This is a genomic window from Gluconobacter sp. ESL1110 (genome assembly GCF_058107395.1).
This window is the reverse complement of sequence record NZ_JBYLUK010000007.1, coordinates 457,087-481,201: the sequence shown is the minus strand read 5'-3', so window position 1 is coordinate 481,201 and position 24,115 is coordinate 457,087. Positions and strand designations below refer to the sequence as shown.

Genomic DNA, 24,115 nt, shown 5'->3' with positions numbered 1-24,115 from the left:
TCAAACACTGACGCAAACTTGAAAGGTTATTAAAAGGAAAAACCGAACACAGATAAAAAATAAATCGGTTTAACCTTTTATTTGTGTATCGGCTAACTGGTCTCACTTGTTAAAACAGGAGATCAGGCCATGACCGATCGGACTATCATTCGCACCACCGCAGGTGCCCCTTGGGTCAGTAATCAGGATAGCAAGACGGCAGGTCCGCGTGGGCCGCTGCTGCTGGAAAATTATCAGCTGCTTGAGAAGCTGGCGCATCAGAACCGGGAGCGTATTCCTGAGCGGACGGTTCATGCCAAGGGTTCGGGCGCCTTCGGAACGTTTACGGTAACGCACGACATTACCCGTTTCAGCAGGGCGTCCATTTTTTCTGAGATCGGCAAGACGACGGAGATGCTGGCGCGTTTTTCCACTGTCGCAGGTGAGCGCGGTGCGGCGGATGCTGAGCGGGATGTTCGGGGATTTGCCCTGAAATTCTATACCGATGAGGGGAACTGGGATCTGGTTGGGAACAACACGCCTGTTTTCTTTGTCCGTGATCCGATGAAGTTTCCGGATTTTATTCATACCCAGAAGCGGCATCCGCGTACGAACCGGCGCTCAGCGACGGCGATGTGGGATTTCTGGTCTCTGAGCCCGGAAAGTCTGCATCAGGTGGCGATCCTGTTTTCTGATCGTGGGTTGCCGCAGGGCTACAGGTTTATGAATGGGTATGGCAGTCACACGTTTTCGCTCTGGAATGCGCAGGGCGAGCGTTTCTGGGTGAAGTTCCACTTCAAAACCCAGCAGGGGCACCGTTTCTGGACGAATGATGAGGCGAATGCTGTCATCGGTCAGGATCGTGAGAGTGCGCAGGCTGATCTTTACGAGGCCATTGAAGGCGGCGATTTCCCGAAATGGACCGTGTTCATTCAGGTGATGGAAGAGGCTGAGGCGGAGCGCGTCAGTTTCAATCCATTCGATGTGACGAAGGTTTGGTCTCATGCGGATTATCCTTTGCAGGAGGTGGGCGTCATGGAGTTGAACCGGAATGCCCTGAATTATTTTGCTGAGATCGAGCAGGCGTCTTTTTCACCCTCCAATATCGTGCCGGGCATTGGCTTCTCGCCTGACAGACTCTTGCAGGGTCGGCTGTTCGCTTATGCAGATGCGCATCGTTACCGGGTGGGGACGCATTATGAATCGCTGCCAGTGAATCGTCCGCAGATTGCCGTGAAAAATTATCACATGGATGGTCCTATGCGGTTTGATGCGCCTGAGCCGGGGGACGGCGGATATTACGAGCCGAATTCGTTTGGGGGGCCGGTTGAAGAGAGTGCTGCCATGGAGCCGCCTCTGCGGATCAATGGGGATGCGGGCTACTACGAGCATCGCACTGACGGGGATGATTTTGCGCAGCCGCGGGCGTTGTTCCGTCTGTTTGATGCTGCTCAGCGGGAGCGTTTCTTCAATAATATTGCCGGGGCCATGATGGGTGTTCCGGCAGAGATCATGGAACGGCAGTTTGCTCTGTTCCGGCAGGCAGATCCGGAATGGGAAGCCGGTGTGCGGCAGGCTGTTACGCGGATCATGACGGGCCCGTCCTCTTCTGCTCCGACGACGCAGGGCGACTGAGGGAAGCCGTCTTTCTGGTCAGCTGCATTCAGAACATGCTGACCAGAAAGATTCCTCTGATCGCCATGGTCGCTCCAATGAGGCGTGGGGTGGAAGCGGTATGTTGCTCCAGTCCGAGCAGTCCGAAGTGATCCAGAAGGACGGAGAGAGCGATGGCACAGCTTGCGACTGTTACAGTGAAAACGGCTGAACCGATTTCCCGTTCTGCAGAGAGCCGGCGAGGACAAACGCGACATTGAAGAGTCCGCCGACCCACGCCCATCATGGAACGTGTGAGAGGCGGTCAATAAAAGGCTCGGACGTGTTGCTGATTCCCAGGAATGGCAGCGTACAGAGCAAGGCTGCCAGTGCCACACTGTAAACGGTCAGGACTTTCATGACGTCGGGGACAGGTGGATCATTCGTCCTGTTTTTGCGGACTCATAGAGGGACTCCATGAGTTTCTGATCGCGCAGTCCTTCTTCGCCGGGGGTTCTGGGGATGAGATCTTTCAGAATACAATCTGCGAAATGGTCGAGCTCAAGAGTAAACTGGTTTTCTGCGGGAAGCCGCCACTCGCTGACAGTTTTATGGTTGCCTTCCCGTCTGCCGATCCGAAGGCGATGGCCGGTGTAGGAGAAAGCATTTTCAAGGGTGATCCAGCCTTTTTCGAGCTGGATTCGAAGGTCTTTGCTTTCGTGGGCTCCGTAGCTGGTCGTGCAGTTTGCGATTACGCCGGAGGGAAAGCGAAGCATGAATGAGAATGTTTCATCCAGATCCTTGTAGCGCGGGTCGTCAGGGGGGCTGACCATTTGAGCGAAAAGGCTTTCCGGCTCTTCTCCGAGGACGGCGCGTGTGCCGTTCAGGCAGTACAGTCCAATGTCTGGTAACGCTCCGCCGCCTGCCAGTTCCGGTTTGAGACGCCATTGGTCTGCGCTGTCCTGCATTTGAGTGTTGATGGCTTCCACGAGTTTCGGGCGGCCCAGTTCTCCGCTCTGGACCAGTTTGCGGACTGCCTGATTGAAGGGCTCGTAATGGCAGCGATAAGCGATCATGAGTTTGACGTGCGCTTTCCGACAGACGTCGATCATGTGCTGGGCTTCTGTGCTCGAATTGGCCATCGGCTTTTCGCACAAGACGTGTTTTCCGGCTGCGGCGAGAGCTTCGACCTGTTTTTCGTGAAGAGCGTTGGGGGTGACGACATATACGGCCTGAATATCGGGACGATCTGCCAGACGGTGGATGTCGTCATATGTGAAGAGGGAGTCGTCTCTGATGCCGTAGCTATGTGCCGTTAAACGCGCTTTTTCAGGCCGTCCGGAGATGAGTGCGACAGGTTTTGCGAGGCGGCAGCCTGCGAAAGCGGGGAGGATTTCTCCGAGGGTAAGACGGCCAAGGCCCATGATGGCGAACCCTACCCGCTCTGAAGGGGGAAGGGCCTGTGGGGGTTGGCTTTCGGGAACATCGGCGTCGCCGCGCCAGTTTCCGAAGGTGATCTGGCCTTTCTCGATCCTTCCCGTATCTAGGATGAACGGAACGAGATGCGGAATACCGACCGGGATATCGTGAGGCATTGCGGATTGCTTTCCCTTAGGGATGTCTGGGAATGCAACGCCGGTTCAGGACGGTAGGTCCGACTTTTGCAGAAGGTCACATCAATTGTGACGTCTGTGTCATAGGATCTCAGCCGGGGCGTTGAACGCGGATTATAAGGGGGGTGTCTTTGCCTTCTTCCTGAAAGGTAATGTCAGCTGTTTGTCCTGCAGAAAGGCTGCCAAGATGTTCGATGGTTGATGCATTTTTGGCGAGAGAAATCCGTTTTCCGCTTATCTCACCGAGAAATCCGATATGTAACTGGATTGGTGAGAGATGTTCTCCGGTTTGCGGGTCTGTCAGGGTGGCAGCTTGTGGAACAAGGAGTGCGGAAAGGCCGCGCAGGAAGTTTTCGCTCATCGGAAGAAAGGTTTCCCATCCGGCAACATGGGGAGATGTGGCAACGACTTCTCCGCCGCCGGGAAAGCGGGCGCTTTTGAGGTAGGTGCCTTTGTCTTTTACCTGGAAGCACACAAGACCGTTGGGTGCGGCCTGCATTTCAAATCGGGGGAGCGGGCGAGGCATGGAGACCCGTTTTTCCAGAACGACATCGCAGGGCAGGATCAGTGGGACAGAGAGCTGTACTGACAGTCCGGGGTGGATGCCGGGTTGAAAGGGAGCCTGTGAGAAATCATCCCGAAGGGGGTCGTGGCTGAGAACCTGACGGTGCCAGTCCATGAACCACAGGCGTGTCAGGAAAGGGGTTGCGTTCATCGTGTCTCCAAATCAGCAACTGCGAGGGCCAGGCATTTTTTCATGACACCTGGCAGGGCGGCGCGCTCTGTGGACCGGAACGTGCCAAAAGAGGGATCGATCCCTGCATTGTGGCCTGCAGGGAGGGCTGCGGCGTAAATCATGAGCCGAAGCGTGAAATGGGTAAAGACATGCGTGACTTCTCCACAGGCTGTCCAGGGGCCCAGGATCGGAGCCGCTGCGAGGGCGTCTTTCTCGTCCCATGGGGTTGCGCGCCAGTCTGTACCGGGAAATTCGTCCATGCCGCCGAGCAATCCTTTTTCAGGACGTGTTCTGATCAGCATATGCCCGGATGCATCCTGAAGAACGAAGTGAGTGCCATAGCGGGTTGGTTTTGCCTGTTTGGGGGCTTTGCGGGGAAGGGTGGCCGCAATTCCATTAGCGTGACCCTGACAGGCCGGGCGCCAGGGACAGGTGAGGCAGGACGGGTTGCGGGGGGTACAGAGTGTGGCGCCAAGGTCGAACAACGCCTGAGCGAAGTCGGAGGGGCGTTGCTGTGCGTCTTGGAACTGGTTCAGCAATGCGGCCTGTCGTGCCAAGAGAGGCCGGGATGCAGGAAGCGGGTCGGCAATGGCGAAGAGCCGTGACGTGACACGCTCTACATTTCCATCAACCGGGACAACGGGTCGACCAAAGGCGATGGCTGCAATGGCGCGGGCTGTATACGCGCCGATGCCTGGGAGCTTGAGCAGTTCGTCAACGGTGTCTGGAAACTGCCCGAGTTCAGCGACGCGTTTTGCGCAGGCGTGCAGATTTCTGGCGCGGGCATAATAGCCGAGCCCGGCCCAGAGACGGAGTACGTCTTCCTGGGGGGCTGCGGCCAGATCCTGTACAGTGGGGTAATGCGTGAGAAAGCGTTCGTAATACGCTATGACAGCTTTTACCGTTGTCTGCTGAAGCATGATTTCGCTTAGCCAGACGCCATAGGGATCGGGGCGTTCGCCGGGGAGGCTACGCCAGGGCAGGGTGCGGCGGTGCGTATCGTACCAGCGCAGCAGGTCGGAAGCATCAGGAGTCACGGAGAGGGATATGACGAAGGATCGGGGTCCAAACAAGAACCTTCGTGATCGGACTGATACATTTACACCCAAACAGAACTGGACGGCTAAACGGGGTGGGGCGCGGCAGATTGGAGCTTTGGTGCCGGGAATTACCCAGCCCGCTTTCAAAAAAAAATCGCCATTGCTGGTTCGATTGTCCATGGATTGGGAAGATTTTATCGGACCGCGCCTGTCTAAAGTGACGGAGCCGCGCCGGTTTTCTGCGGGGACGTTGACGCTGGCCTGCTCTGGGCCTGTGGCGATGGAACTTCAGCATCTTGCGCCTCAGATTGTCGAACGGATCAACACAACCTGTGGCCTGCGGGGAGAGACGATGATCGTGCGCCTTAAAATCGTGCAGGATATGACGGCGTTTGAGCGGCCACGCCCGGCTCGGCCAAGGCCCATTCAGGTCGATGTTCCGGAAATTGAGGACGATGAGCTTCGAGATGCGTTGCAGCGTCTGGGGGGACATATCGGGGCCCGGGGTAAGCGCCGTCGGTGACTGGTATGTTTCACGTGAAACGACTTGTTTCATGCCCTGAAACAGCCCTTTTCAGAGAACAGGGTGTTACCGATATTTACTGAAGACAGAATACGGCTCTTTCCGAGGAGACAGGCCATGAACATCACGAAGAAAACCGTCGGAGCACTGTTGATGGCTGCCCTTGCTGGAAGCCTCCCGATGACGGCGTTCGCCCAGCAAGGAGGTGGTGGCCCGGGAGGCGGTCATGTGGGCGGACCTGGCGGAGGCGGTGGTTTCCGTGGTGGACCCGGTGGAGGTGGCTTTCGCGGCGGTCCTGGCGGAGGGCCAGGTGGATATGGCGGCGGGTTCAGGGGCGGCCCAGGCGGGTTTCGCGGTGGATATGGTGGTGGACCGGGCTGGGGATTCCGGCCGGGTTATGGAAACTGGAGTGGAGGCTGGGGTGGCCCGCGCTTTATGGGGTGGGGACGTCCCGGATGGAGCGGCTGGAACGGCTGGGGTGGCCCCGGTTGGTATGGCTATGGTTGGGGGGTACCGGGCTGGGGTGGCGGCTGGGGTTGGGGCGGTTGGGGCCTTGGCGCCGCCGCGCTGGGCGTTGCTGCTGGAATGGCGATTGAGAACGCCACCTCTGGGTGTCCGGCCGGATATTATCTGACCCAGTATCAGGGGTGTGTTCCAGCAGGGGGGTATGCCGTGCCTCAGGGGTACTATGGTGCTCCGGCCTATGACGGGGGTGTCCCGCCCTATACCTGGGGGTATTGAGGCGGGTGCACGAGGTTAGTCGGTGACGAAATCGGCTGCCTTGTAGCCCTGAGCAAACAGATGGGCGCGCAGATTGGCGAAATTGATCTGCGTGCCGATGATTTTTTTTACGTTTGGTTTGGCGTGAAAGGCGAGGCCAAGACCTGCATTGGCCAGCATTGGGATATCGTTTGCGCCATCGCCGGTTGTGAGTGCGGCCTTGAGCTGAACGCCGCGTTCGGCAGTCAGGGATTCGAGGTGGCTCAGTTTGGCGTCTGGGCCCAGAACCGGGGCATCGAGACGGCCGGTCATTTTTCCATCCACGATTTCAAGGCTGTTGCCGTAGTTCTCGTCGAAGCCGCAGAGTTCAGCGACCTTCTGGGTGAACCAGGTAAAGCCGCCTGAGACGAGTGCCGTGCGGGCATTGTGCTTGCGCATGGTGCAGACGAGTTCTCTGGCGCCTTCCGTCAGGGTGACGGTTTTCCAGACTTCTTCAAGAACAGACGCAGGGTGACCGGCCAGCAGGGCGACGCGCTGTTCGATGGAGGTTTCGAAGTCGATCTCTCCATTCATGGAGGCGCGGGTAATGGCCGCGACCTGTTCCCCGATGCCGAGCAGGGCTGCCATTTCGTCCAGCGTTTCGCCGGTGACGATGGTGCTGTCCATGTCCGCGACCAGAACGGCTTTGCGGCGACCTCGGGTTTTCAGAAGCAGGGCGTCTGTTTGATAGGGCGCGAGGGTTGCGCGGATTGTCGCGGCACTAGCCGAGCCCGGGCCGGGTGTTGGGCATGGAATATCGACAGCTTCCCCGTCCGACAGGACGATAGAGGCCTTGCCTTTGACAAGCGACCGGGCGACGTCGATGGCTTCTGGTTTGAGGGGGCCAGCCTTGCGGTCGGCAATGAGGGTCAGAACGGATGGAAGGGACATAAGCTCTCGTAACGGTCCAGCGCGTGTGGCAGGAACAGGGGGATGAACGCCCCGAAGACAGCACTCATTGTGGCTGGCCCGACGTGCTCCGGCAAGTCGGCTCTGGCTCTGGACCTTGCCCGGACTTTCCGGGGAACGGTGATCAATGCGGATTCCATGCAGGTTTATCGTGATCTGCACATTCTGACGGCCCGACCTGACGCGGCTGATGAGGCCGCTGTTCCGCACAGGCTTTATGGTGTGCTGGATGCGGCGACGCCGGGCAGTGTGGCCTGGTGGCGGTTACAGGCACTTGAGGAAATGGAGGCTGCTTGGGCGGCTGGACGTGTGCCAATCTTGTGTGGTGGTACGGGGATGTATCTTCGGGCACTGACGGATGGGTTGGTAGAAGTGCCTGACCCCGGCGATGAGGCGCGTCAGGAAGCGCGGGCGCTGGCCGAAGAAATTGGTCCAGCGGCATTGCATGCCCGGCTTGCGGAGGTGGACCCCGAAACGGCGGAAACGCTTCGCCCGAATGACACGCAGAGGATTTCGAGGGCCTGGGAAGTGTGGCGCGGGAGCGGGCATGGTTTGGTATGGTGGCGTACCCAGCCGGGGTTGCCGCCTGCGCCGTGCCGGTTTGTGTCTGTTCTTCTGGACCCCCCGCGTGATGTGTTGCGGCAATCTCTGAATGTGCGGTTTGAACAGATGCTTGAAGCTGGCGCTCTGGAAGAAGTGCGTCGTCTTGTTGCGAGGGGGCTGGATTCTGTTCTGCCTGCCATGCGTGCGCATGGGGTTCCGGAACTTGCGGCAGTTCTGCAGGGTGACATGACGCTTGAAGCCGCGCAGCAGGCGGCCGTTTTGGCAATTGGACGATATACTCGCCGTCAGGCTACTTGGTTTCGGCATCACGCTCTGGGTGTAGAGGCGGATTCAATGATTTCATTTCAAAGATATGCCTACTTTGCGCAAGAATCGAAAACTGAATACGAAAAAATAGAACATTTTATATCTGGACGAGTTGACGGCACCCTTCAATCTGTCCTAAATCCCGCGCCTCATACCCCTTAGGAGGATACGGTGACGGCTGCTGCTGAAAGAGACGCAACAACAGGCAACGAAGCGCTGAATGGCGCGGAGGTGCTTCTGCGCGTTCTCGATGAACAGGGCGTAGAGGTAGTCTTTGGCTATCCGGGGGGCGCTGTCCTTCCAATCTACGATGCGCTCTTCAAGCAGGACCGTATCCGCCACATTCTTGTCCGCCATGAGCAGGCTGCCGTTCATGCGGCTGAGGCCTATGCGCGTTCGACGGGCAAGGTTGGCGTTGTTCTGGTGACGTCCGGTCCGGGCGCAACCAATGCCGTGACCGGCCTTGTTGACGCGCTGATGGATTCGATCCCGCTGGTCTGCCTGACCGGTCAGGTGCCGACGAAGCTGATCGGCAATGATGCGTTCCAGGAAGCGGACACGACGGGCATTACCCGTCCGGCTACAAAGCACAACTATCTGGTGCGGACGCCGGGCGCTCTGGCCCAGACGGTGCGTGAGGCTTTCGAAGTGGCGCGTTCCGGTCGTCCGGGGCCTGTGCTGGTTGATCTGCCCAAGGACATCACGGTGGGTCAGGCTCCGCTGACGGAGCCAGCGCTGTCACGGCTGAAGCGGTTCCGTCGTCAGGGTGGGCCGGATGCCGAAGCAATTGCCCGCACGGTCGAGGCCATGAAGACGGCCAAGCGTCCGCTGTTCTATACTGGTGGCGGCATCATCAATTCCGGTCCGGAAGCTTCTGAGCTGCTGCGTCGTCTGGCGCGCAAGACGGGCTTCCCGGTCACGTCCACGCTGATGGGGCTGGGGGCGTTTCCGTCTCCTGATCCGCAGTTCCTGGGTATGCTGGGCATGCACGGGTCGGTTGAGGCGAACATGGCCACGCATGGCTGTGATCTGCTGATTGCTCTGGGGGCGCGTTTTGATGATCGCGTGACGGGGCGTGTGGATGCGTTTTCGCCGAACTCGTTCAAGGTTCATGCGGATATTGATCCGAGCCAGATCGGCAAGATCATTCGTGTGGATGTGCGTCTCGAAGGGGATGTTCGCGATACGCTTCAGGCGTTGCTGGATGCGTGGGACGACACGCCAGCACCTGATCTGAGCACATGGTGGAACCAGATTGCGTCCTGGCGCAGCGTGGATGGCTTCGGCTTCACGCAGGATATGACGCCGTCTGCCGTTATCCGTCCGCAGCATGCCATTCGTCGTTTGTATGAAATGGCGATGGAGACGGGGCGTGACACGTTTGTGTCCACCGAGGTCGGCCAGCATCAGATGTGGGCAGCCCAGCACTTCCAGTTTGCCAAGCCAAACCGCTGGCTGACCTCCGGTGGTCTGGGCACCATGGGCTATGGTCTGCCGGCTGCTGTGGGCGCGCAGGTTGCGCATCCGGATGCGCTGGTGATTGATATCGCGGGTGAAGCCTCGACCCTGATGAACATTCAGGAACTGGGGACGATTGCGCAGTATCGTCTGCCAGTGAAGATCTTCATTCTGAACAACCAGTATATGGGCATGGTGCGCCAGTGGCAGGAACTGCTGCATGGGTCGCGCTATTCCCAGTCTTACAGCGAGGCGCTGCCGGATTTTGTGAAGCTGGCGGAAGCGTTTCAGGCAACTGGGATGCGTGCGACCTGCGTGGGCGAACTGGATGATGTCATTCGCCAGATGCTGGAGCATGATGGTCCTGTCATCGCGGATATCTGCGTGGCGGAAAACGAAAACTGCTATCCGATGATTCCGTCGGGTGCGGCCCATAACCAGATGCTGCTTGGCCCGGATCAGGATTCCGCGGCGGCAGGTCTGACCGAAGAAGGGATGATGTTGGTCTGATGACGGAGACAATCCAGAATTCGGTCATCTCGGTTTTGATTGAGAACGAGAGTGGCGCGCTGGCCCGTGTGGTGGGCCTGTTTTCCGGCCGTGGGTACAATATCGAAAGCCTGACGGTGGCGCTGGTGGATGCCGAGCGCAGTCTGTCACGCATTACGGTTCTGACGTCGGGGACGCCGCAGGTCATTGAGCAGATCAAGGCGCAGCTCAAGCGTCTGATCCCTGTTCATGCTGTCTGTGATCTGATGGAAGAAGGCCCGTATGTGGGCCGCGAGCTTGCTCTGGTGAAGGTTGTGTCCCGCGGCGAAAGTCGGACGGAAGGTCTGCGGATTGCAGACTCCTTCCGGGCACGCCCGGTTGATACGACGGCCACCAGTTTTGTGTTCGAATTGACGGGGTCTCCCGCCAAGATCGACGCTTTTATCGAGTTGATGCGCCCCCTTGGCCTGGCTGAGGTTTCGCGCACGGGGATTGCGGCCATTGGCCGTGGCCCTTCTGTCTTTCACGTTAACGAGGAACATGTCTGATGCGGGTGTATTACGATCGCGATGCCGATCTGAATCTGATCAAGAGCAAGAAAGTCGCGATCATTGGCTACGGCAGCCAGGGTCACGCTCACGCCAACAACCTGCGTGACAGCGGCCTGACCGACATCGTCATCGGCCTGCGTCCGACGTCCTCTGCCGTCAAGAAGGCAGAAGAGGCTGGTTTCAAGGTCATGTCCCCGGAAGACGCTGCTGCGTGGGCCGATGTGGTCATGGTTCTGACGCCGGATGAAGGCCAGGGCGCTCTGTACAAGGATAGCCTTGAGAAGAACCTGAAGCAGGGTGCCGCTCTTGCGTTCGCGCATGGCCTGTCCATCCACTTCCGCATCATTGAAGCCCGTCCGGATCTGGACGTGTTCCTGATCGCGCCGAAGGGTCCGGGCCACACGGTTCGTTCCGAATACCAGCGTGGCGGTGGCGTGCCGTCCCTCGTTGCTGTGGCTCAGAACGCTTCCGGCAAGGCTCTGGACATCGCTCTGTCCTACGCTTCCGCAAACGGTGGCGGCCGTGCAGGCATCATCGAGACGACCTTCAAGGAAGAAGTCGAAACCGATCTGTTTGGTGAGCAGGCTGTTCTGTGTGGTGGCGTTGTTGACCTGATCCGTGCTGGTTTCGAGACGCTGGTTGAAGGTGGCTATGCCCCGGAAATGGCTTACTTCGAGTGCCTGCACGAAATGAAGCTGATCGTGGATCTGATCTACGAGGGCGGTATTTCCAACATGAACTACTCCATCTCCAACACTGCGGAGTATGGTGAGTATGTGACGGGTCCGCGCATTATCACGCCGGAAACGAAGGCTGAAATGAAGCGTGTTCTGACGGACATTCAGGATGGTACGTTCGTTCGTAACTTCATCCTTGAGAACCAGTCCGGCGGCGTTGGCTTCAAGGCTATCCGCGCTCGCAATGACGCTCACCAGATCGAGAAGACCGGTGAGAAGCTGCGTGCGATGATGCCGTGGATTGCCAAGGGCAAGCTGGTCGACAAGGCCAAGAACTGATCTCTAAGGGTTGGGGTCCCTCAGTGGTTTTCTGTTGAGGGGCAGGAAAAGCACGCGTTTCGGGGCTGGAATGTTTTCCGGCTTTGGGACGCGTGTTTTTATGTCCAGGAAAAAACGAATCGTTTTTCTGGGTGGAGAGGTTGTTCTTTGGAGTGTTGGGTGTCAGGTCGCCGATGTGTCGGCTCATCCCAGCGTGAGGCTTGTTTTAAGGGGCTTCCAGAAGGGTTTGTGTGCCGCTATCCCAGTTGTGAAGTGCGCCAGAGCCATGATGGGCGCAGTGTTAGGAAGCGCAAACGGAAGCCTCTTCTTTCCTGCAATATGACATATTAACGCATCGGGACAGAAAACCCTTGCATCTGCGGGGAGAGGCCTCTAACACCGCGCTTCTTGGCCCAAGGGGGCGGTTTCGCCCAACAGGCTGTCTACTGGTTTGGGGGTACGTGATGAACGCACTTGCTCAACTGGGGATGGTATCGGAACTCCCGAGAGATATCCAGAACAGCGATGCTCACTCTGTTGAAGAGGAGCGCAAGGACTACTTTATTGAACGGGATGGCGAACGCTATGCCGGCAATCACCTGCTGATCGATTTCTGGGATGCCCGGAATCTTGATGATCCGGCACGCATTGATGAGACGCTGTGCGAATCAGCAATTGCTGCTGGTGCGACGATCCTGCACAGCCATTTCCATCACTTCACGCCGAATGGTGGCGTGTCTGGTGTGATCGTGCTTGCTGAGAGTCATATCTCGATCCACACGTGGCCAGAGCGGAATTACGCTGCGGTTGACGTCTTTATGTGTGGCGCATGTGATCCGAATCTGTCGATTCCGGTCATGCAGCGTCTGTTCCAGGCTGGCCGCATCGAAGTTGATGCCGTGCGCCGTGGACGCGTCCAGGACAGGAACGCTAGCGCGTCCTGAGCCTCAGGCAGGGATCGGCCCAGTGTGGCCGGTCCTGCTTCTGCATTGAAATCCCGACAAGGAATTGAAGACCATGGCTGAAACATGGATCAACGAAACCCTGTACCCGGACTGGGGACAGCGTTTTCTGGTCACGCGTGAACTTGCGCGCGTTAAATCTGACTTCCAGGACGTGGTGGTTTTTGAAAGTTCCAGCCATGGTCGTGTGCTGGTTCTGGATGGTGTGATCCAGATCACGGAGCGCGATGAGTTCGTTTATCAGGAAATGCTGACGCATGTTCCTGTTCTGGCGCATCCGTATGCCAAGCGTGTTCTGATTATTGGTGCTGGGGACGGTGGCGTTCTGCGTCGCGTTCTGGAACACAAGACCGTCGAGAAAGCCGTTATGGTGGAAATTGACGGTGCGGTGATCGAGCTCTCCAAGCAGCATCTGCCGAACATTGCAGGGGATGCCTGGAACGATCCGCGTGCGGAAGTGATCGTTGGCGATGGCATCGACTATGTTGCCAAGGCTACTGATGGTTCTTTTGATGTCATCATCGTTGATAGCACGGACCCGATTGGTGTTGGTGAAGTTCTGTTTACGGATGAGTTCTACAGCAACTGCGCGCGTATCCTGTCGGATGAGGGTCTGATTGTGAACCAGTGCGGTGTGCCGTTCATGCAGGCTGATGAACTGTATGAGACGAGTCTGCGTCGTGCGAAATTCTTCCCGCATGTCTCGGCTTATGTTGCTGCTGTTCCGACTTATGTTGGTGGCTTCATGACGCTGGGTATGGCGTCCAAGGGCCAGTCACCGAACACGCAGACGGTGGAGCAGATCCGCGCACGCGCAGAGGCTGCCAATATTCTTGGAACGACGCGTTACTGGACGCCGGAAATTCACGTCGGGTCTTTCAATCTTCCGCCGTATATTGCCGAGCACCTTCCGAAGACGGACAAGTAAGGTGTTTTTCCCCTCACTTTTCTAAAGGTGAGGGGACTTTAAAGACAGCGTTCGAGGCTGCTGCTCATCCGTTCCAGAAGCGTTATGAGGATGTCTCGCTCGAGTGGGGTAAAGCCTTTGAAGGCTTCCTCGCTCGCTTCTTCCATAATCGGAATGATTTTCTGACTTTTCATGAGTCCGTCTGGTGTCAGGCGAATCTGGCTGACACGTTTGTCGTTGGGATCGGTTTCACGCTCGATAAGGCCGTCGCGTTCCATGCGGGCCAGCAGGGTTGCCATGCCGGGCTGCTCGATGCCTGCGAATTCGGCCAGATATTTCTGATTGAGGATTTCCCCTTTTCCTAAAGCGAGAAAGACCGGGATCTGGCCTGCGCGCATTCCGGCGGGTTTCAGTTTCTGCTCCATCAGGCGCGTAAACAGGCGCCCTGTTGTGGTGGCGAGGAATCCGATGGAGAGACAGGGCGCCTGGGTCCGCATGGGGAAATCCGCCTTGGGTGGATAATGTGGATAAAATACATAACATGCTATGTATTTAGTCTGAAAGGCCCAATGTGCCGAAGAAGCCGTTCCCCGACGACATTGGAGGCAGGGGAAACGGCTGACGAGGATTATGGTTTCGTGGTCTGCGATGTGCTCTGGCAGCGGTGGTCGCGGAACAAAGCCCACTCTTCGCAGGTCTGTCCGGACGGGAGGTGGCACATTCCGCTTTGACCGGTGGGGCCGTTGACAATTTCAAGTGTGCCGCCCTGTTTGATGCAGCTTGCGCTGGCAGGGTTCGGCATGCCGATGATGCGGTGTTCTGGTGTTTTCTGGTTAGGGGAGGCGGCACAGGCCGTGACCAGCAGGAAACCGCAGCCGAAAAGACTGTTTTTCAGTGTGTGCATGTTATGGGGCTGTCCTTGTGAAAAAGCGGACGCTTTTTTCGACTGCGCCCAGAGCTTTTGTTGTTGCGGCAAATTTCTCGAAATGAGGTGTTTTGAGATGTGTATCGAAGGCCGCCTGATCCGTGTAGCGCTCGACCAGAACGATGGTGTTGGGATCTTCGTTTGAAGTGATGACGTCGAAGGCGAGGCAACCGGGTTCGTCTGTGTTGGAACGCTCACTGTCATAAGCGCAGTTTTCTAGAAAAAGAGAGCGGTTCTCCGGATTGATGGAGAATTCTGCGATGACGGTCAGTTCGCCAGCCATTGTGGCTCCTTTCAAAGTCTAAAAATGTCCAGAAATCGTAACGCAGAACAGATCGTAACGATTGCGAAGAAATTGGGAAACTGGCAGGATTAAGTCCGACCAATACGGGAGAGACCAGCTTTTAGAGCTGGCGCCGAAGGAGCAACCGCCCCGGAAACTCTCAGGCTAAAGGACCGAGTTGGTCGGTAAATTCTGGAGAGAGGTGCGTCTGACGTACCCGCCGACGGGATAGCGATCTCAGGCAAAAGGACAGAAGGGGCGGCGTATTCCGGAAACTCCGGGCGCGTCTGCACCTTCATGTTTTGATCGGGCCGGACCTACCCCATGACCGACTCTCTTCAGCGTACTCCTCTTCACGCTCTCAATCTGGAACTTGGCGCCAAGATGGTACCGTTTGCGGGTTATGAGATGCCGCTTCAGTATCCGGCAGGGCTGATGGCCGAGCATTTGCACACACGTAGCAAGGCCGGGCTTTTTGATGTGTCCCATATGGGGCAGATCCGGATTTCTGCCCGCAGTGGTGATGTCCGGGATGCGGCTCTGGCGCTCGAAAGCCTGATTCCGGCTGATTATGCGGGGCTTGCGAAGGGACGGCAGCGCTACGGATTTCTGACCAATGATGCCGCAGGTATTCTGGATGATCTGATGGTCGCCAATATGGGCGATGATCTGTTCGTTGTGGTGAATGCGTCCTGCAAGGAGCAGGATGCGGCGCTGATTGAAGCGGCTCTTTCCGACCGTTGTGTTGTGACGCGACAGTTTGATCGCGCGCTGATGGCGCTGCAGGGACCGCAGGCTCAGGACGCGATTGCGCCTCTCTGTCCGGCAGCGGTCGATATGCGTTTTATGGACGTGATCGAGACGGAGCTTGCTGGTGTTCCGGTGACGCTGTCGCGTTCGGGTTACACGGGCGAAGACGGTTACGAAATTGGCTGTGCAGCCGCGGATGCGGAGACTGTTGCACGGGCGTTGCTGGCCCAGCCACAGGTTTTTCCGATTGGGCTTGGAGCCCGGGATTCGCTTCGTCTGGAAGCGGGGCTTTGCCTGTATGGCAATGATATCGATACGACGACCACGCCGATTGAAGCCTCTCTGGCCTGGGCTATTCAGAAAGCCCGGCGCGAAGGGGGCTCTCGGGAAGGGGGCTATCCGGGTGCTGAAATCGTGCTGCGTCAGGCTCGTGAAGGTGTCAGCCGCAAGCGTGTTGGCCTGATGGCGGAGGGGCGTGCGCCTGTTCGTGCGGGGGCGAAGCTTTTTGCGGATGCGGAAGGCCAGAAAGAGATCGGCGTGGTGACGTCAGGAGCTTTTGGCCCGACGGTCCAGGCGCCGGTGGCGATGGGATATGTCGCAACAGACTACGCGGGAAATGACACGGCGCTGTTCGCCGAACTGCGTGGGAAATTCGTTCCGGTTCATATTCGGGCGATGCCGTTCGTGGCGCCCGGTTTCAAGCGTTAAGCCAAGGAAAAGCAGCGATGACGACTTATTATACCAAATCGCATGAATGGATCCGTCTGGACGGGGAAGAGGCGACTGTGGGCATTACGGCTCATGCTTCTGAAGAGCTGGGCGAACTGGTGTTCGTGGAAGCCAAGGACGAGGGCACGGACGTGGCGGCGGGCGATGCTGCTGCGGTTGTGGAATCCGTCAAGGCGGCGTCTGACATTTATGCTCCGGTTGCCGGTGTGCTGTCGGGCTTCAATACGAAGCTGTCCGACGAGCCGACGCTGGTTGGTAATGACCCGGAAGGTGAGGGCTGGATCTTCAAGATGAAGGTTTCCAACCCGGATGACCTGACGTCCCTTCTGACGGCAGAGCAGTACAAGAGCCTCTGACGTTCTGTGATGGGTCTGGCTTTTGCCGGGCCCATTTTTCTTTTCCTGCCCATCAAGACTTCCAGAGAACGATACCGTGACGATCCTGTGGCCTGAACAGACCGAAGACTTCAGCTCCCGCCATATTGGCCCACGCTCCTCTGAAATTGCGGAGATGTTGCAGACGATCGGGGCGTCCAGCCTTGAAGATCTGATTGACCGCACGGTTCCGAAAGCCATTCTTGACCGTGGTGATCATGGGATTGGCGCGGCACTGACGGAGCAGCAGGCTCTGGCGCGTCTGCGGGACATTGCGTCCCGGAACCGTGTTCTGACGTCCATGATCGGGCAGGGATATTACGACACGGTTCTGCCGCCGGTCATCCAGCGCAATATTCTGGAAAATCCGGCTTGGTACACAGCCTATACGCCGTATCAGCCGGAAATCAGTCAGGGCCGCCTTGAGGCACTGTTGAACTTCCAGACGCTTGTGGCGGATCTAACAGGGCTCGATATCGCCAATGCGTCCCTGCTGGATGAGGGCACGGCCTGTGCAGAGGCGATGGCGCTGGCCAAGCGTGTCTGCAAGTCCAAGTCTGACCGGTTCTTTGTAGATGCTGATACGCATCCGCAGACGCTGGCTGTTCTGAAGACGCGGGCCGAGCCGCTGGGCTGGGACATCGTGGTGGGTGATCCTGAGACGGATCTGGACGTGGCGTCCGTGTTTGGTGCGCTGCTGTCCTATCCGGGCTCGTCCGGGGCTGTGCGTGACCCGCGTAGTGTGATTGAGGCGGTTCATGCTCAGGGCGGTATTGTTGCGGTGACCTGTGATCCGCTGGCTCTTGTGATGCTGGAAAGCCCGGGGGCTCTGGGCGCGGACATCGCCATTGGGTCCATGCAGCGTTATGGCGTGCCGATGGGTGGTGGTGGCCCGCATGCCGGGTTCATGGCGACGAAGGATGCTTACAAGCGGCATATGCCGGGGCGTCTGGTCGGTGTTTCGCGTGATAGTGCCGGGCGCCAGGCGTATCGACTGGCGTTGCAGACCCGTGAGCAGCATATCCGCCGTGAGAAGGCGACGTCCAACATCTGCACGGCCCAGGTTCTGCTGGCCGTCATTGCGTCCATGTATGCGGTGTATCATGGGCCGGAAGGGCTGAAGGAGATTGCGGGTCGTACGCATCGTCTGGCGGCTATTCTGGCTGCGGGTCTGAAGGCTCTTGGCGTGACGGTTGAGACGGAAACGTTCTTCGATACGCTGACAGTTCATGCTGGTTCCGATGCGCAGGGCATTCTTGCCAAGGCTCTGGATGCCGGGATCAATCTGCGTGATGCGGGCGAAGGACGGATTGGTCTGTCCTGTGATGAGACGACGACGCCTGAGACCATCCGGACACTGTGGCAGTGCTTCGGGGTGGATGAGGCGCGCGTTGCGGTTCTGGAGCGGAAGCTTTCTGTGGAGGAAGCTCTACCGCAGGCGCTTTCCCGTCAGGCGGCTTTGCTGACGCATCCGGTGTTCCATGTTCATCGTTCGGAGACGGATCTGCTGCGGTATATGCGGTCTCTGTCTGACAAGGATCTGGCGCTGGATCGGACGATGATTCCGCTGGGTTCCTGCACGATGAAGCTTAATGCAACCGCAGAAATGATTCCCATCACCTGGCCTGAATTTGGGCGGATTCATCCGTTTGCGCCGAAGGATCAGCGGGCTGGGTATGCGGAACTGTTTGCGTATCTGGAACGGACGCTGTGTGCAATTTCTGGCTATGATGCTGTGTCGCTTCAGCCAAATTCTGGCGCACAAGGTGAGTTTGCAGGCCTTCTGGCCATCCGTGGGTATCATCAGGCGCGGGGGGATATGGATCGGGATGTGTGTCTGATTCCGGCGTCCGCCCATGGGACAAATCCGGCGTCTGCCCACATGGTAGGGATGCGTGTTGTTGTGGTGGCCTGTGACAGCAACGGCAATGTTGATGTTGACGATCTGAAGGCGAAAATCGCGCAGCATGACGGGCGTGTGGCGGCCATCATGATTACCTATCCGTCTACGCATGGTGTGTTTGAGGAACGGATTGTCGAGATCTGTGATCTTGTTCATGCGGCTGGTGGGCAGGTTTATCTGGATGGTGCGAATCTGAATGCGCAGGTTGGTCTGGCACGACCGGGCCTGTACGGGGCTGATGTTTCGCATTTCAATCTGCACAAGACGTTCTGCATTCCGCATGGCGGTGGTGGGCCGGGCATGGGGCCGATTGGCGTGGGAAGCCATCTGGCGCCGTATCTGCCGGGTCAGAACGGGATTGCCGTTTCTGCTGCACCATATGGGTCAGCGTCCATTCTGCCGATTTCTGCGGCGTACATCATGATGATGGGCGATGAGGGGCTGCGCCGTGCAACGGAAGTGGCCATTCTGAATGCGAACTACATCGCGACGCGTCTGGAAGCGCATTATCCGGTACTGTATCGGGGCAGCAATGGCTTTACGGCGCATGAGTGCATTGTTGATCTGCGGCCGATCAAGGATACCGTGGGTGTGACGGTGGACGATATTGCCAAGCGTCTGATTGACCATGGGTTCCACGCCCCGACGGTCAGTTTCCCCGTAGCGGGGACGTTCATGATCGAGCCGACAGAGTCTGAGGGGAAGGTCGAGCTGGATCGATTCTGTGATGCCATGATCGCCATTCGGAAGGAAATTTCCGAGGTGGAGGCTGGTGCTGTGGCGATCGAGAACAGCCCGCTGCGTTTTGCGCCGCATACGACGGCGGATCTGGCGGGTGCGTGGGATCGGTCTTACAGCCGTGAGACGGGATGTTTTCCTGGGGGTGTTTCCACGTCCAAGTACTGGTCTCCGGTGGGGCGTCTGGATAATGCCTGGGGTGATCGGAATCTGGTTTGTTCCTGCCCGGATATTTCCACCTATGCAGACGCGTAAGCTGGTCTGTTTTTGATGCAAAAGGCGCCCTGAGAGGGGCGCCTTTTTTGTTGGATAGGGGCGAGGATCAGGTACTGACTTTGACCCATGTGGCAGACGTCAGTTCTGCGAGGCGTTGCGGTGTGAGGACCACGGAAGCGTTGGTGGCGCCGCCTGCGGGGATGATCTGTTCAAAGGCGCGCAGGGAGTCATCGCAGTACACAGGCAGAGGTTCGGGGAGGCCGAACGGGCAGACGCCGCCCGGTGAATGGCTTGTCAGGGCCAGAACCTCTTCACCGTTGAGGAAGCGGGGACGACCGCCGAGCGTTTCTTTTGTCAGGCGGTTGTCCAAGCGTTTTGTGCCTGCCATCACGATGAGAACGGTTCTGGCATTTGGACCTGATCCGACTTTGACGCCGAGGGTTTTTGCAATCTGGTCGGGTTCAACGCCATGTGTGGCGGCGGCTTCTTCGACTGTTGCTGTGGAACTGCTGGTCACGACGACGGAGAGGTCAGGCGCGCGGGTGGCGAGATCTGCTTTGACGCTTTCGAGGCTCATGGATGTTGGTTCCGGCGATGGGAAAAGGATGTTTCATGTGAAACATGGGCGAGACTTCTGAAAACTGATCTTTTAGAAGCAGGCTTTGGCAGGGCCGTGGATCGGATGTTTCATGGCGGTGCTGCGTTTCGTTTCCTGAAGGATCTTATGATGAGCCATTCTGCCTGTGTTGTCGCTATCCTGACTGTTTCTGCTGATAGGGCGCGCGACCTGGAACTGGAATTGGTGCGCTGCACGGTGGCGTCCCGCAAGGAAGAAGGCTGCCAGCGTTATGTGATCAGCCGGGATATGGAGACGGCAGGACGGTTTACGGCGGAGGAGCGCTGGGCGTCTACGGCAGCATTTGAGCAGCATCTTGAGACGCCGCATTTCCGGGCTCTGGCGGGGCTTCTGGACCGACTGGATGCCACGGTGCAGCTGATGCGCGTGGAGCCTCTGGATGAAATCAGTGACGGCGTCTGAAAGCAGTTTCAATTCCAGTAGGAATGTGTCTCTTCTGTGGGGCCGCTGTTGGAGCGACGGAACGGGGATAAAGGAGAGACACCCATGACTGCATCTGTGACGTTCAAGGTTGAGGGCATGTCCTGCACAGGGTGTTCAGGTAAGTTGCAGAAGGCGCTTGAGGCTGTGCCGGGTGTGTCGGTAGCGAAAGTCACGCTGGAGCCGGCTCAGGCTGTTATTCAGTATGATGAGGCAAAAGTTTCGCCTTCTGCACTGAAGGACACTGTTGAAGATGTTGGTTTTGATGTTGTTGGCTGATTGAAGCCGCATGGCCCATCAGAGCCTGAGATGCAGGCTCTGATGGGCCATAATGAAATGGACGCCTGTTACATTCGTAGCGTTCAATTCTTCGAAAATACGGACTGCGGGATCGTCCTGACGTTTGAGCGTTGGCTTGACGTGCGTGATGATGACGGGAAGGCCTTGGAGACTGGTTCCTGCGACCGTTTGCAGATCCTGTAGTTCTTTCTGGACCCAGTGTGGTGTCAGATGGCCATAGAGGTGGCTGGTAGGTTGACTGTTGTCGTAGGAGCATTCCATCAGGATGGCATGCAGGTGTTTCTGATGAACCAGTGGTGCGATGGCTTGCCAGAGGTGATGCAGATTGTCCGAGTGCTGGGGGGTATCTGGGCCTGTATCGCCCAGATAGAGCAGGGCGTCTGATCCGCTGATTAGCAGGAACGCGGTTGATTCCACGCCGCCATGATTGAGGGGATAAGCCTGAACCTGAAGCGGGGTTTGTGGCAAGAGGACAGTTCTTCCGGGTTCAAGGTCCTGATAATGATACAGGCCCAGGCGGGGTGTGGGGCCGCGGTCGCCCATGTTGGGCCAGACCTGCCAGTTGAAGACGTGTTCCGCCAGAACGGCGTTGACGGACGGAAGTGCCAGAATGGGTTTGGGGGCGTCATCTGGCGAGACGGCGACGAGGCCGGCGATATGATCCAGATGGGCATGGCTGATGAGGTAGGCGGTGACCCTGTCATGAAGGATTTCGCCTTCCGGGGACAAGGTCTTTGATGTCAGGGTGTGTGTGTCGAAGGCGCCTGTTCTGGTTGCTTCCTTCAGGCCGTGAAGGATGGTTCCGGCGTCGCAGAGGACACCTTTATCGGACGTGGTTGGACGGATGAAATAGGCGCTCAGGTTTCCATCTTCCAAGCCACCCTCTGCACCGAGAACAACGATGTCAAAATCTGCTGCACGGCTGCATGCGGGAGCCATGAAGAACGGAAGCGCTATCAGAAGCTTTTGCAGGCAGGTTACAAAGCGCATGGGTGATGGTCTTTCCCGCTTGAGAGGCGTTATTTCCGGTAATGAGGAAGTCCAAGCCCTTTGATGAGAGCCAGGGCGCGTAGGGCAAAACCGGCCGTAATGGCGATTGCGGCGGCAAGTGTTGTGCTGAGGCCTGCGGCGGTCAGAAACACATAGCTGCATGAGGAGAGGGCCACGGCCGTAACGTAGAGTTCCGGGCGGATGATGATGGAGGGGACACCCGCCAGAACGTCACGGAAGATGCCGCCCATGCAGGCGCTGACAATGCCCATGAGGGCTGCTGGGACGAGGGGGATGCCGTAAGCGATGGCTTTGGCGGAACCGTACACACCGTAAGCGGCAATTCCCATTCCATCGAACCAGTCCACGGCGCGTTCCGACCAGAGGCGCCCGGGGGTGAACCAGACGAGCAGTGCGCAGACCATGCAGACGGTGATCCCGGTGGAGTTGTGCATCCATGCGACCGGGGCTCCGATCAGCAGATCGCGGACGGTACCGCCTCCGACGCCTGTGATGGCGGCGAAGAACATGAATGTCAGGATCGTCAGGCGTTCACGCGCGGCCGCCAGTGCTCCTGAGACGGCGAACACAGCGGTGCCGGCGATATCCAGAACCGGCAGAATGGAAGTTGAGAAAGCCTCGAAGGCGGGGTGCATCATAAGGGATGCCGTAGCAGGGAAACTGCATACAAAAAAGCCCGGCGCGATGGCCGGGCTTTCTCGTTTGACAGATGTCTGTTCGGATCAGACCGAATAGTACATTTCGAACTCTGCCGGGTGCGGCGTGTGCTCGAACTTGTAGACTTCTGCCCACTTGATGTCGATGTAGCTCTCGATCTGGTCCTTGGTGAAGACGCCGCCTTCGAGAAGGAACGCGTGATCTTCCTTGAGGGCTTCGAGGGCTTCACGGAGCGAACCGCAGACCGTCGGGATCTGGGCCAGCTCTTCCTTCGGCAGTTCGTACAGATCCTTGTCCATGGCGTCGCCCGGATGGATCTTGTTGCGGATGCCGTCCAGGCCAGCCATCAGCATGGCAGCGAAGGCGAGGTATGGGTTTGCCATCGGGTCCGGGAAGCGGACTTCAACGCGCTTTGCTTTCGGGTTCGTCGCATGCGGGATACGACAGGAAGCGGAGCGGTTGGCTGCGGAGTAGGCGAGCAGCACAGGTGCTTCGAAGCCCGGGATCAGGCGCTTGTAGGAATTGGTGGACGGGTTCGTGAAAGCGTTCAGGGCCTTGGCGTGCTTGATGATGCCGCCGATGTAGTACAGGGCTTCATCAGACAGGTCCGCATACTTGTCGCCAGCGAATGTTGGCTTGCCGTCACGCCAGATGGACTGGTGAACATGCATGCCAGAGCCGTTGTCGCCAGCGATCGGCTTCGGCATGAACGTGGCCGTCTTGCCGTAGGAGTGGGCGACGTTGTGCACGCAGTACTTGTAGATCTGCATGAAGTCAGCGGACTTCACGAGCGTTGCGAACTTCGTGCCAAGCTCATGCTGGGACTGTGCAACTTCGTGATGGTGCTTCTCGATCGGCAGGCCCATTTCGCCCATCGTGGAGAGCATTTCGGCGCGCAGGTCATGTTCGCTGTCCACTGGAGGGACAGGAAAGTAGCCACCCTTGACGACAGGGCGGTGGCCCATGTTGCCTTCCGGGTAGGCCTTCAGGGATGCGCCCGGGCCTTCGATGCTGTCGAGCTGGTACGTGCCGAAGTTCGGGCCCGTGCCGAACTGCACGTTGTCGAAGATGAAGAACTCAGCTTCCGGACCGAAGAATGCCGTGTCACCGAAGCCGGCTTCTTTCAGATAGGCTTCTGCGAGCTTTGCAGTCGAGCGCGGGTCACGGTTGTAGAAACCACCGGTTTTCGGGTCGACGATGTCACAGAACAGGATGAGCTGCGGCTTCGCGGAGAACGGGTCCATGACGGCCGTTTCCGGATCCGGCAGCAGGACCATGTCGGACTCGTTGATGGCCTTCCAGCCTTGGATGGAGGAACCGTCGAACATGAAGCCTTCAACGAAGGTATCATCTTCAATGGTGGAGACTGTCTGGGTCGTGTGGTGCCACTTGCCCTTGGGATCGGTGAAGCGCAGATCGACGAATTCAGCCGCGTGCTCCTGGATCATTTCGAAAACGCGCGCTACGGCTGCGGGGTTCGGTGCCGGCGGCTTGCCAGCTGCGGCTGTGGTCTTGGGTGTTGCTGCCTTGGCGGAAGCGCGGCGCGGAGCAGCGGCTTTCGGTTTGGCGGTGGAAGAAGTAGGGGCTTTTCTGGCCATCGATCTGTCGCCTTGCATCGTGTGAACGGCTTCAAAACGATTACGGGACAATTTCCCATCTGTCGAGTACGACACAGCGCTTCATTTTATCATCTTTTGAAGAAAGGAAATGTCCGGAAACGGGGTTTGAACTGATCGGGTATGGCTTTCGGTCGTATAAGGTATGGGAGGAATGTTTCCTGTTCTGTGT

Annotated in this window: 26 protein-coding genes and 2 riboswitches; of the genes, 14 read left to right on the top strand and 12 right to left on the bottom strand. The window is 57.8% G+C overall.

The window, feature by feature from the left end; all coding sequences use genetic code 11:
- Window positions 1–129: 129 nt before the first annotated feature.
- Window positions 130–1,614: a catalase gene (locus AC3B6F_RS06290; protein ID WP_489823724.1), complete on the top strand. Its 1,485-nt coding sequence runs from the start codon at window positions 130–132 to the stop codon at window positions 1,612–1,614.
- A 28-nt stretch (window positions 1,615–1,642) separates the two neighbouring features.
- Here AC3B6F_RS06290 and AC3B6F_RS06285 read toward each other — a convergent pair whose 3' ends face one another.
- The 4 genes from AC3B6F_RS06285 to mutY all read right to left on the bottom strand — a co-directional run bounded on the left by AC3B6F_RS06285 (window position 1,643) and on the right by mutY (window position 4,958).
- Complete coding sequence (locus AC3B6F_RS06285) at window positions 1,643–1,876, bottom strand: DMT family transporter (RefSeq protein WP_489823997.1); 234 nt, start codon at window positions 1,874–1,876, stop codon at window positions 1,643–1,645.
- Between the two features lie 112 nt (window positions 1,877–1,988).
- The gene (locus tag AC3B6F_RS06280; protein ID WP_489823723.1) at window positions 1,989–3,167 is read right to left on the bottom strand and encodes a Gfo/Idh/MocA family protein; all 1,179 of its coding nucleotides are present in this window, start codon (window positions 3,165–3,167) and stop codon (window positions 1,989–1,991) included.
- A 109-nt stretch (window positions 3,168–3,276) separates the two neighbouring features.
- A complete protein-coding gene (locus tag AC3B6F_RS06275; RefSeq protein WP_489823722.1) occupies window positions 3,277–3,900 on the bottom strand; it encodes a hypothetical protein in 624 nt (207 codons plus the stop codon).
- The gene (mutY, locus tag AC3B6F_RS06270; protein WP_489823721.1) at window positions 3,897–4,958 is read right to left on the bottom strand and encodes an A/G-specific adenine glycosylase; all 1,062 of its coding nucleotides are present in this window, start codon (window positions 4,956–4,958) and stop codon (window positions 3,897–3,899) included. The genes AC3B6F_RS06275 and mutY overlap by 4 nt, the downstream gene beginning before the upstream one ends.
- A 10-nt stretch (window positions 4,959–4,968) precedes the next feature.
- Here mutY and AC3B6F_RS06265 point away from each other — a divergent pair, with 10 nt between their 5' ends.
- Window positions 4,969–5,484 carry a DUF721 domain-containing protein gene (locus tag AC3B6F_RS06265; protein WP_489823720.1) on the top strand — a complete coding sequence of 172 codons (516 nt, stop codon included), beginning with the start codon at window positions 4,969–4,971 and terminating at the stop codon, window positions 5,482–5,484.
- 117 nt (window positions 5,485–5,601) lie between these two features.
- A complete protein-coding gene (locus tag AC3B6F_RS06260; protein ID WP_489823719.1) occupies window positions 5,602–6,225 on the top strand; it encodes a hypothetical protein in 624 nt (207 codons plus the stop codon).
- Window positions 6,226–6,240: 15 nt separating this feature from the next.
- Here the strand turns inward: AC3B6F_RS06260 and serB are convergent, their stop codons facing one another.
- A complete protein-coding gene (gene serB, locus AC3B6F_RS06255; protein WP_489823718.1) occupies window positions 6,241–7,134 on the bottom strand; it encodes a phosphoserine phosphatase SerB in 894 nt (297 codons plus the stop codon).
- Window positions 7,135–7,176: 42 nt separating this feature from the next.
- Here serB and miaA point away from each other — a divergent pair, with 42 nt between their 5' ends.
- The 6 genes from miaA to speE all read left to right on the top strand — a co-directional run bounded on the left by miaA (window position 7,177) and on the right by speE (window position 13,405).
- On the top strand, window positions 7,177–8,184 hold the full coding sequence (miaA, locus tag AC3B6F_RS06250) for a tRNA (adenosine(37)-N6)-dimethylallyltransferase MiaA (RefSeq protein ID WP_489823717.1): 1,008 nt from the start codon (window positions 7,177–7,179) through the stop codon (window positions 8,182–8,184).
- Between the two features lie 9 nt (window positions 8,185–8,193).
- Window positions 8,194–9,990, top strand: a complete 1,797-nt coding sequence (gene ilvB, locus AC3B6F_RS06245; protein WP_489823716.1) for a biosynthetic-type acetolactate synthase large subunit — start codon at window positions 8,194–8,196, stop codon at window positions 9,988–9,990.
- A complete protein-coding gene (gene ilvN / locus AC3B6F_RS06240) occupies window positions 9,990–10,517 on the top strand; it encodes an acetolactate synthase small subunit (RefSeq protein ID WP_010504458.1) in 528 nt (175 codons plus the stop codon). Before ilvB ends, ilvN begins: the two co-directional genes overlap by 1 nt.
- A complete protein-coding gene (ilvC, locus tag AC3B6F_RS06235) occupies window positions 10,517–11,536 on the top strand; it encodes a ketol-acid reductoisomerase (protein ID WP_010504460.1) in 1,020 nt (339 codons plus the stop codon). The genes ilvN and ilvC overlap by 1 nt, the downstream gene beginning before the upstream one ends.
- Window positions 11,537–11,979: 443 nt before the next feature.
- A complete protein-coding gene (gene speD, locus AC3B6F_RS06230; protein ID WP_010504462.1) occupies window positions 11,980–12,459 on the top strand; it encodes an adenosylmethionine decarboxylase in 480 nt (159 codons plus the stop codon).
- Window positions 12,460–12,532: 73 nt separating this feature from the next.
- Complete coding sequence (speE, locus tag AC3B6F_RS06225; protein WP_489823715.1) at window positions 12,533–13,405, top strand: polyamine aminopropyltransferase; 873 nt, start codon at window positions 12,533–12,535, stop codon at window positions 13,403–13,405.
- Window positions 13,406–13,443: 38 nt separating this feature from the next.
- Here the strand turns inward: speE and AC3B6F_RS06220 are convergent, their stop codons facing one another.
- From AC3B6F_RS06220 to AC3B6F_RS06210, 3 genes are all read right to left on the bottom strand, one after another.
- Window positions 13,444–13,881 carry a MarR family winged helix-turn-helix transcriptional regulator gene (locus tag AC3B6F_RS06220; protein WP_415515885.1) on the bottom strand — a complete coding sequence of 146 codons (438 nt, stop codon included), beginning with the start codon at window positions 13,879–13,881 and terminating at the stop codon, window positions 13,444–13,446.
- Window positions 13,882–14,012: 131 nt separating this feature from the next.
- Window positions 14,013–14,288, bottom strand: coding sequence for a putative hemolysin (locus AC3B6F_RS06215; RefSeq protein WP_489823714.1), 276 nt, complete (start codon window positions 14,286–14,288; stop codon window positions 14,013–14,015).
- A gap of 1 nt (window position 14,289) precedes the next feature.
- Complete coding sequence (locus tag AC3B6F_RS06210) at window positions 14,290–14,592, bottom strand: putative quinol monooxygenase (RefSeq protein WP_489823713.1); 303 nt, start codon at window positions 14,590–14,592, stop codon at window positions 14,290–14,292.
- Window positions 14,593–14,687: 95 nt separating this feature from the next.
- Window positions 14,688–14,778, top strand: a riboswitch (glycine riboswitch).
- A riboswitch (glycine riboswitch) is annotated at window positions 14,779–14,855 on the top strand. It abuts the riboswitch before it with no gap.
- A 61-nt stretch (window positions 14,856–14,916) separates the two neighbouring features.
- Between AC3B6F_RS06210 and gcvT the strand changes: the two genes are divergently transcribed.
- The 3 genes from gcvT to gcvP all read left to right on the top strand — a co-directional run bounded on the left by gcvT (window position 14,917) and on the right by gcvP (window position 19,341).
- Window positions 14,917–16,050, top strand: coding sequence for a glycine cleavage system aminomethyltransferase GcvT (gene gcvT, locus AC3B6F_RS06205; RefSeq protein WP_489823712.1), 1,134 nt, complete (start codon window positions 14,917–14,919; stop codon window positions 16,048–16,050).
- A 17-nt stretch (window positions 16,051–16,067) separates the two neighbouring features.
- Window positions 16,068–16,427, top strand: a complete 360-nt coding sequence (gcvH, locus tag AC3B6F_RS06200; protein ID WP_489823711.1) for a glycine cleavage system protein GcvH — start codon at window positions 16,068–16,070, stop codon at window positions 16,425–16,427.
- Window positions 16,428–16,503: 76 nt separating this feature from the next.
- Window positions 16,504–19,341: an aminomethyl-transferring glycine dehydrogenase gene (gene gcvP, locus AC3B6F_RS06195; protein WP_489823710.1), complete on the top strand. Its 2,838-nt coding sequence runs from the start codon at window positions 16,504–16,506 to the stop codon at window positions 19,339–19,341.
- 67 nt (window positions 19,342–19,408) lie between these two features.
- On the opposite strand, the gene AC3B6F_RS06190 is transcribed toward gcvP, so the two are convergent.
- Window positions 19,409–19,879: a YbaK/EbsC family protein gene (locus tag AC3B6F_RS06190; protein ID WP_489823709.1), complete on the bottom strand. Its 471-nt coding sequence runs from the start codon at window positions 19,877–19,879 to the stop codon at window positions 19,409–19,411.
- Window positions 19,880–19,984: 105 nt separating this feature from the next.
- On the opposite strand from AC3B6F_RS06190, the gene AC3B6F_RS06185 reads away from it, so the two are divergent.
- Both AC3B6F_RS06185 and AC3B6F_RS06180 read left to right on the top strand, forming a co-directional pair.
- Window positions 19,985–20,341 carry a putative quinol monooxygenase gene (locus tag AC3B6F_RS06185; protein WP_148621140.1) on the top strand — a complete coding sequence of 119 codons (357 nt, stop codon included), beginning with the start codon at window positions 19,985–19,987 and terminating at the stop codon, window positions 20,339–20,341.
- 84 nt (window positions 20,342–20,425) lie between these two features.
- A complete protein-coding gene (locus AC3B6F_RS06180) occupies window positions 20,426–20,638 on the top strand; it encodes a heavy-metal-associated domain-containing protein (RefSeq protein ID WP_489823708.1) in 213 nt (70 codons plus the stop codon).
- Window positions 20,639–20,656: 18 nt separating this feature from the next.
- Here AC3B6F_RS06180 and AC3B6F_RS06175 read toward each other — a convergent pair whose 3' ends face one another.
- From AC3B6F_RS06175 to glnA, 3 genes are all read right to left on the bottom strand, one after another.
- A complete protein-coding gene (locus tag AC3B6F_RS06175) occupies window positions 20,657–21,649 on the bottom strand; it encodes an MBL fold metallo-hydrolase (RefSeq protein ID WP_489823707.1) in 993 nt (330 codons plus the stop codon).
- Window positions 21,650–21,678: 29 nt separating this feature from the next.
- The gene (locus AC3B6F_RS06170) at window positions 21,679–22,308 is read right to left on the bottom strand and encodes a trimeric intracellular cation channel family protein (RefSeq protein ID WP_063904849.1); all 630 of its coding nucleotides are present in this window, start codon (window positions 22,306–22,308) and stop codon (window positions 21,679–21,681) included.
- Between the two features lie 84 nt (window positions 22,309–22,392).
- Window positions 22,393–23,775, bottom strand: coding sequence for a type I glutamate--ammonia ligase (glnA, locus tag AC3B6F_RS06165; protein WP_023944416.1), 1,383 nt, complete (start codon window positions 23,773–23,775; stop codon window positions 22,393–22,395).
- Between the last annotated feature and the right edge of the window lie 340 nt (window positions 23,776–24,115).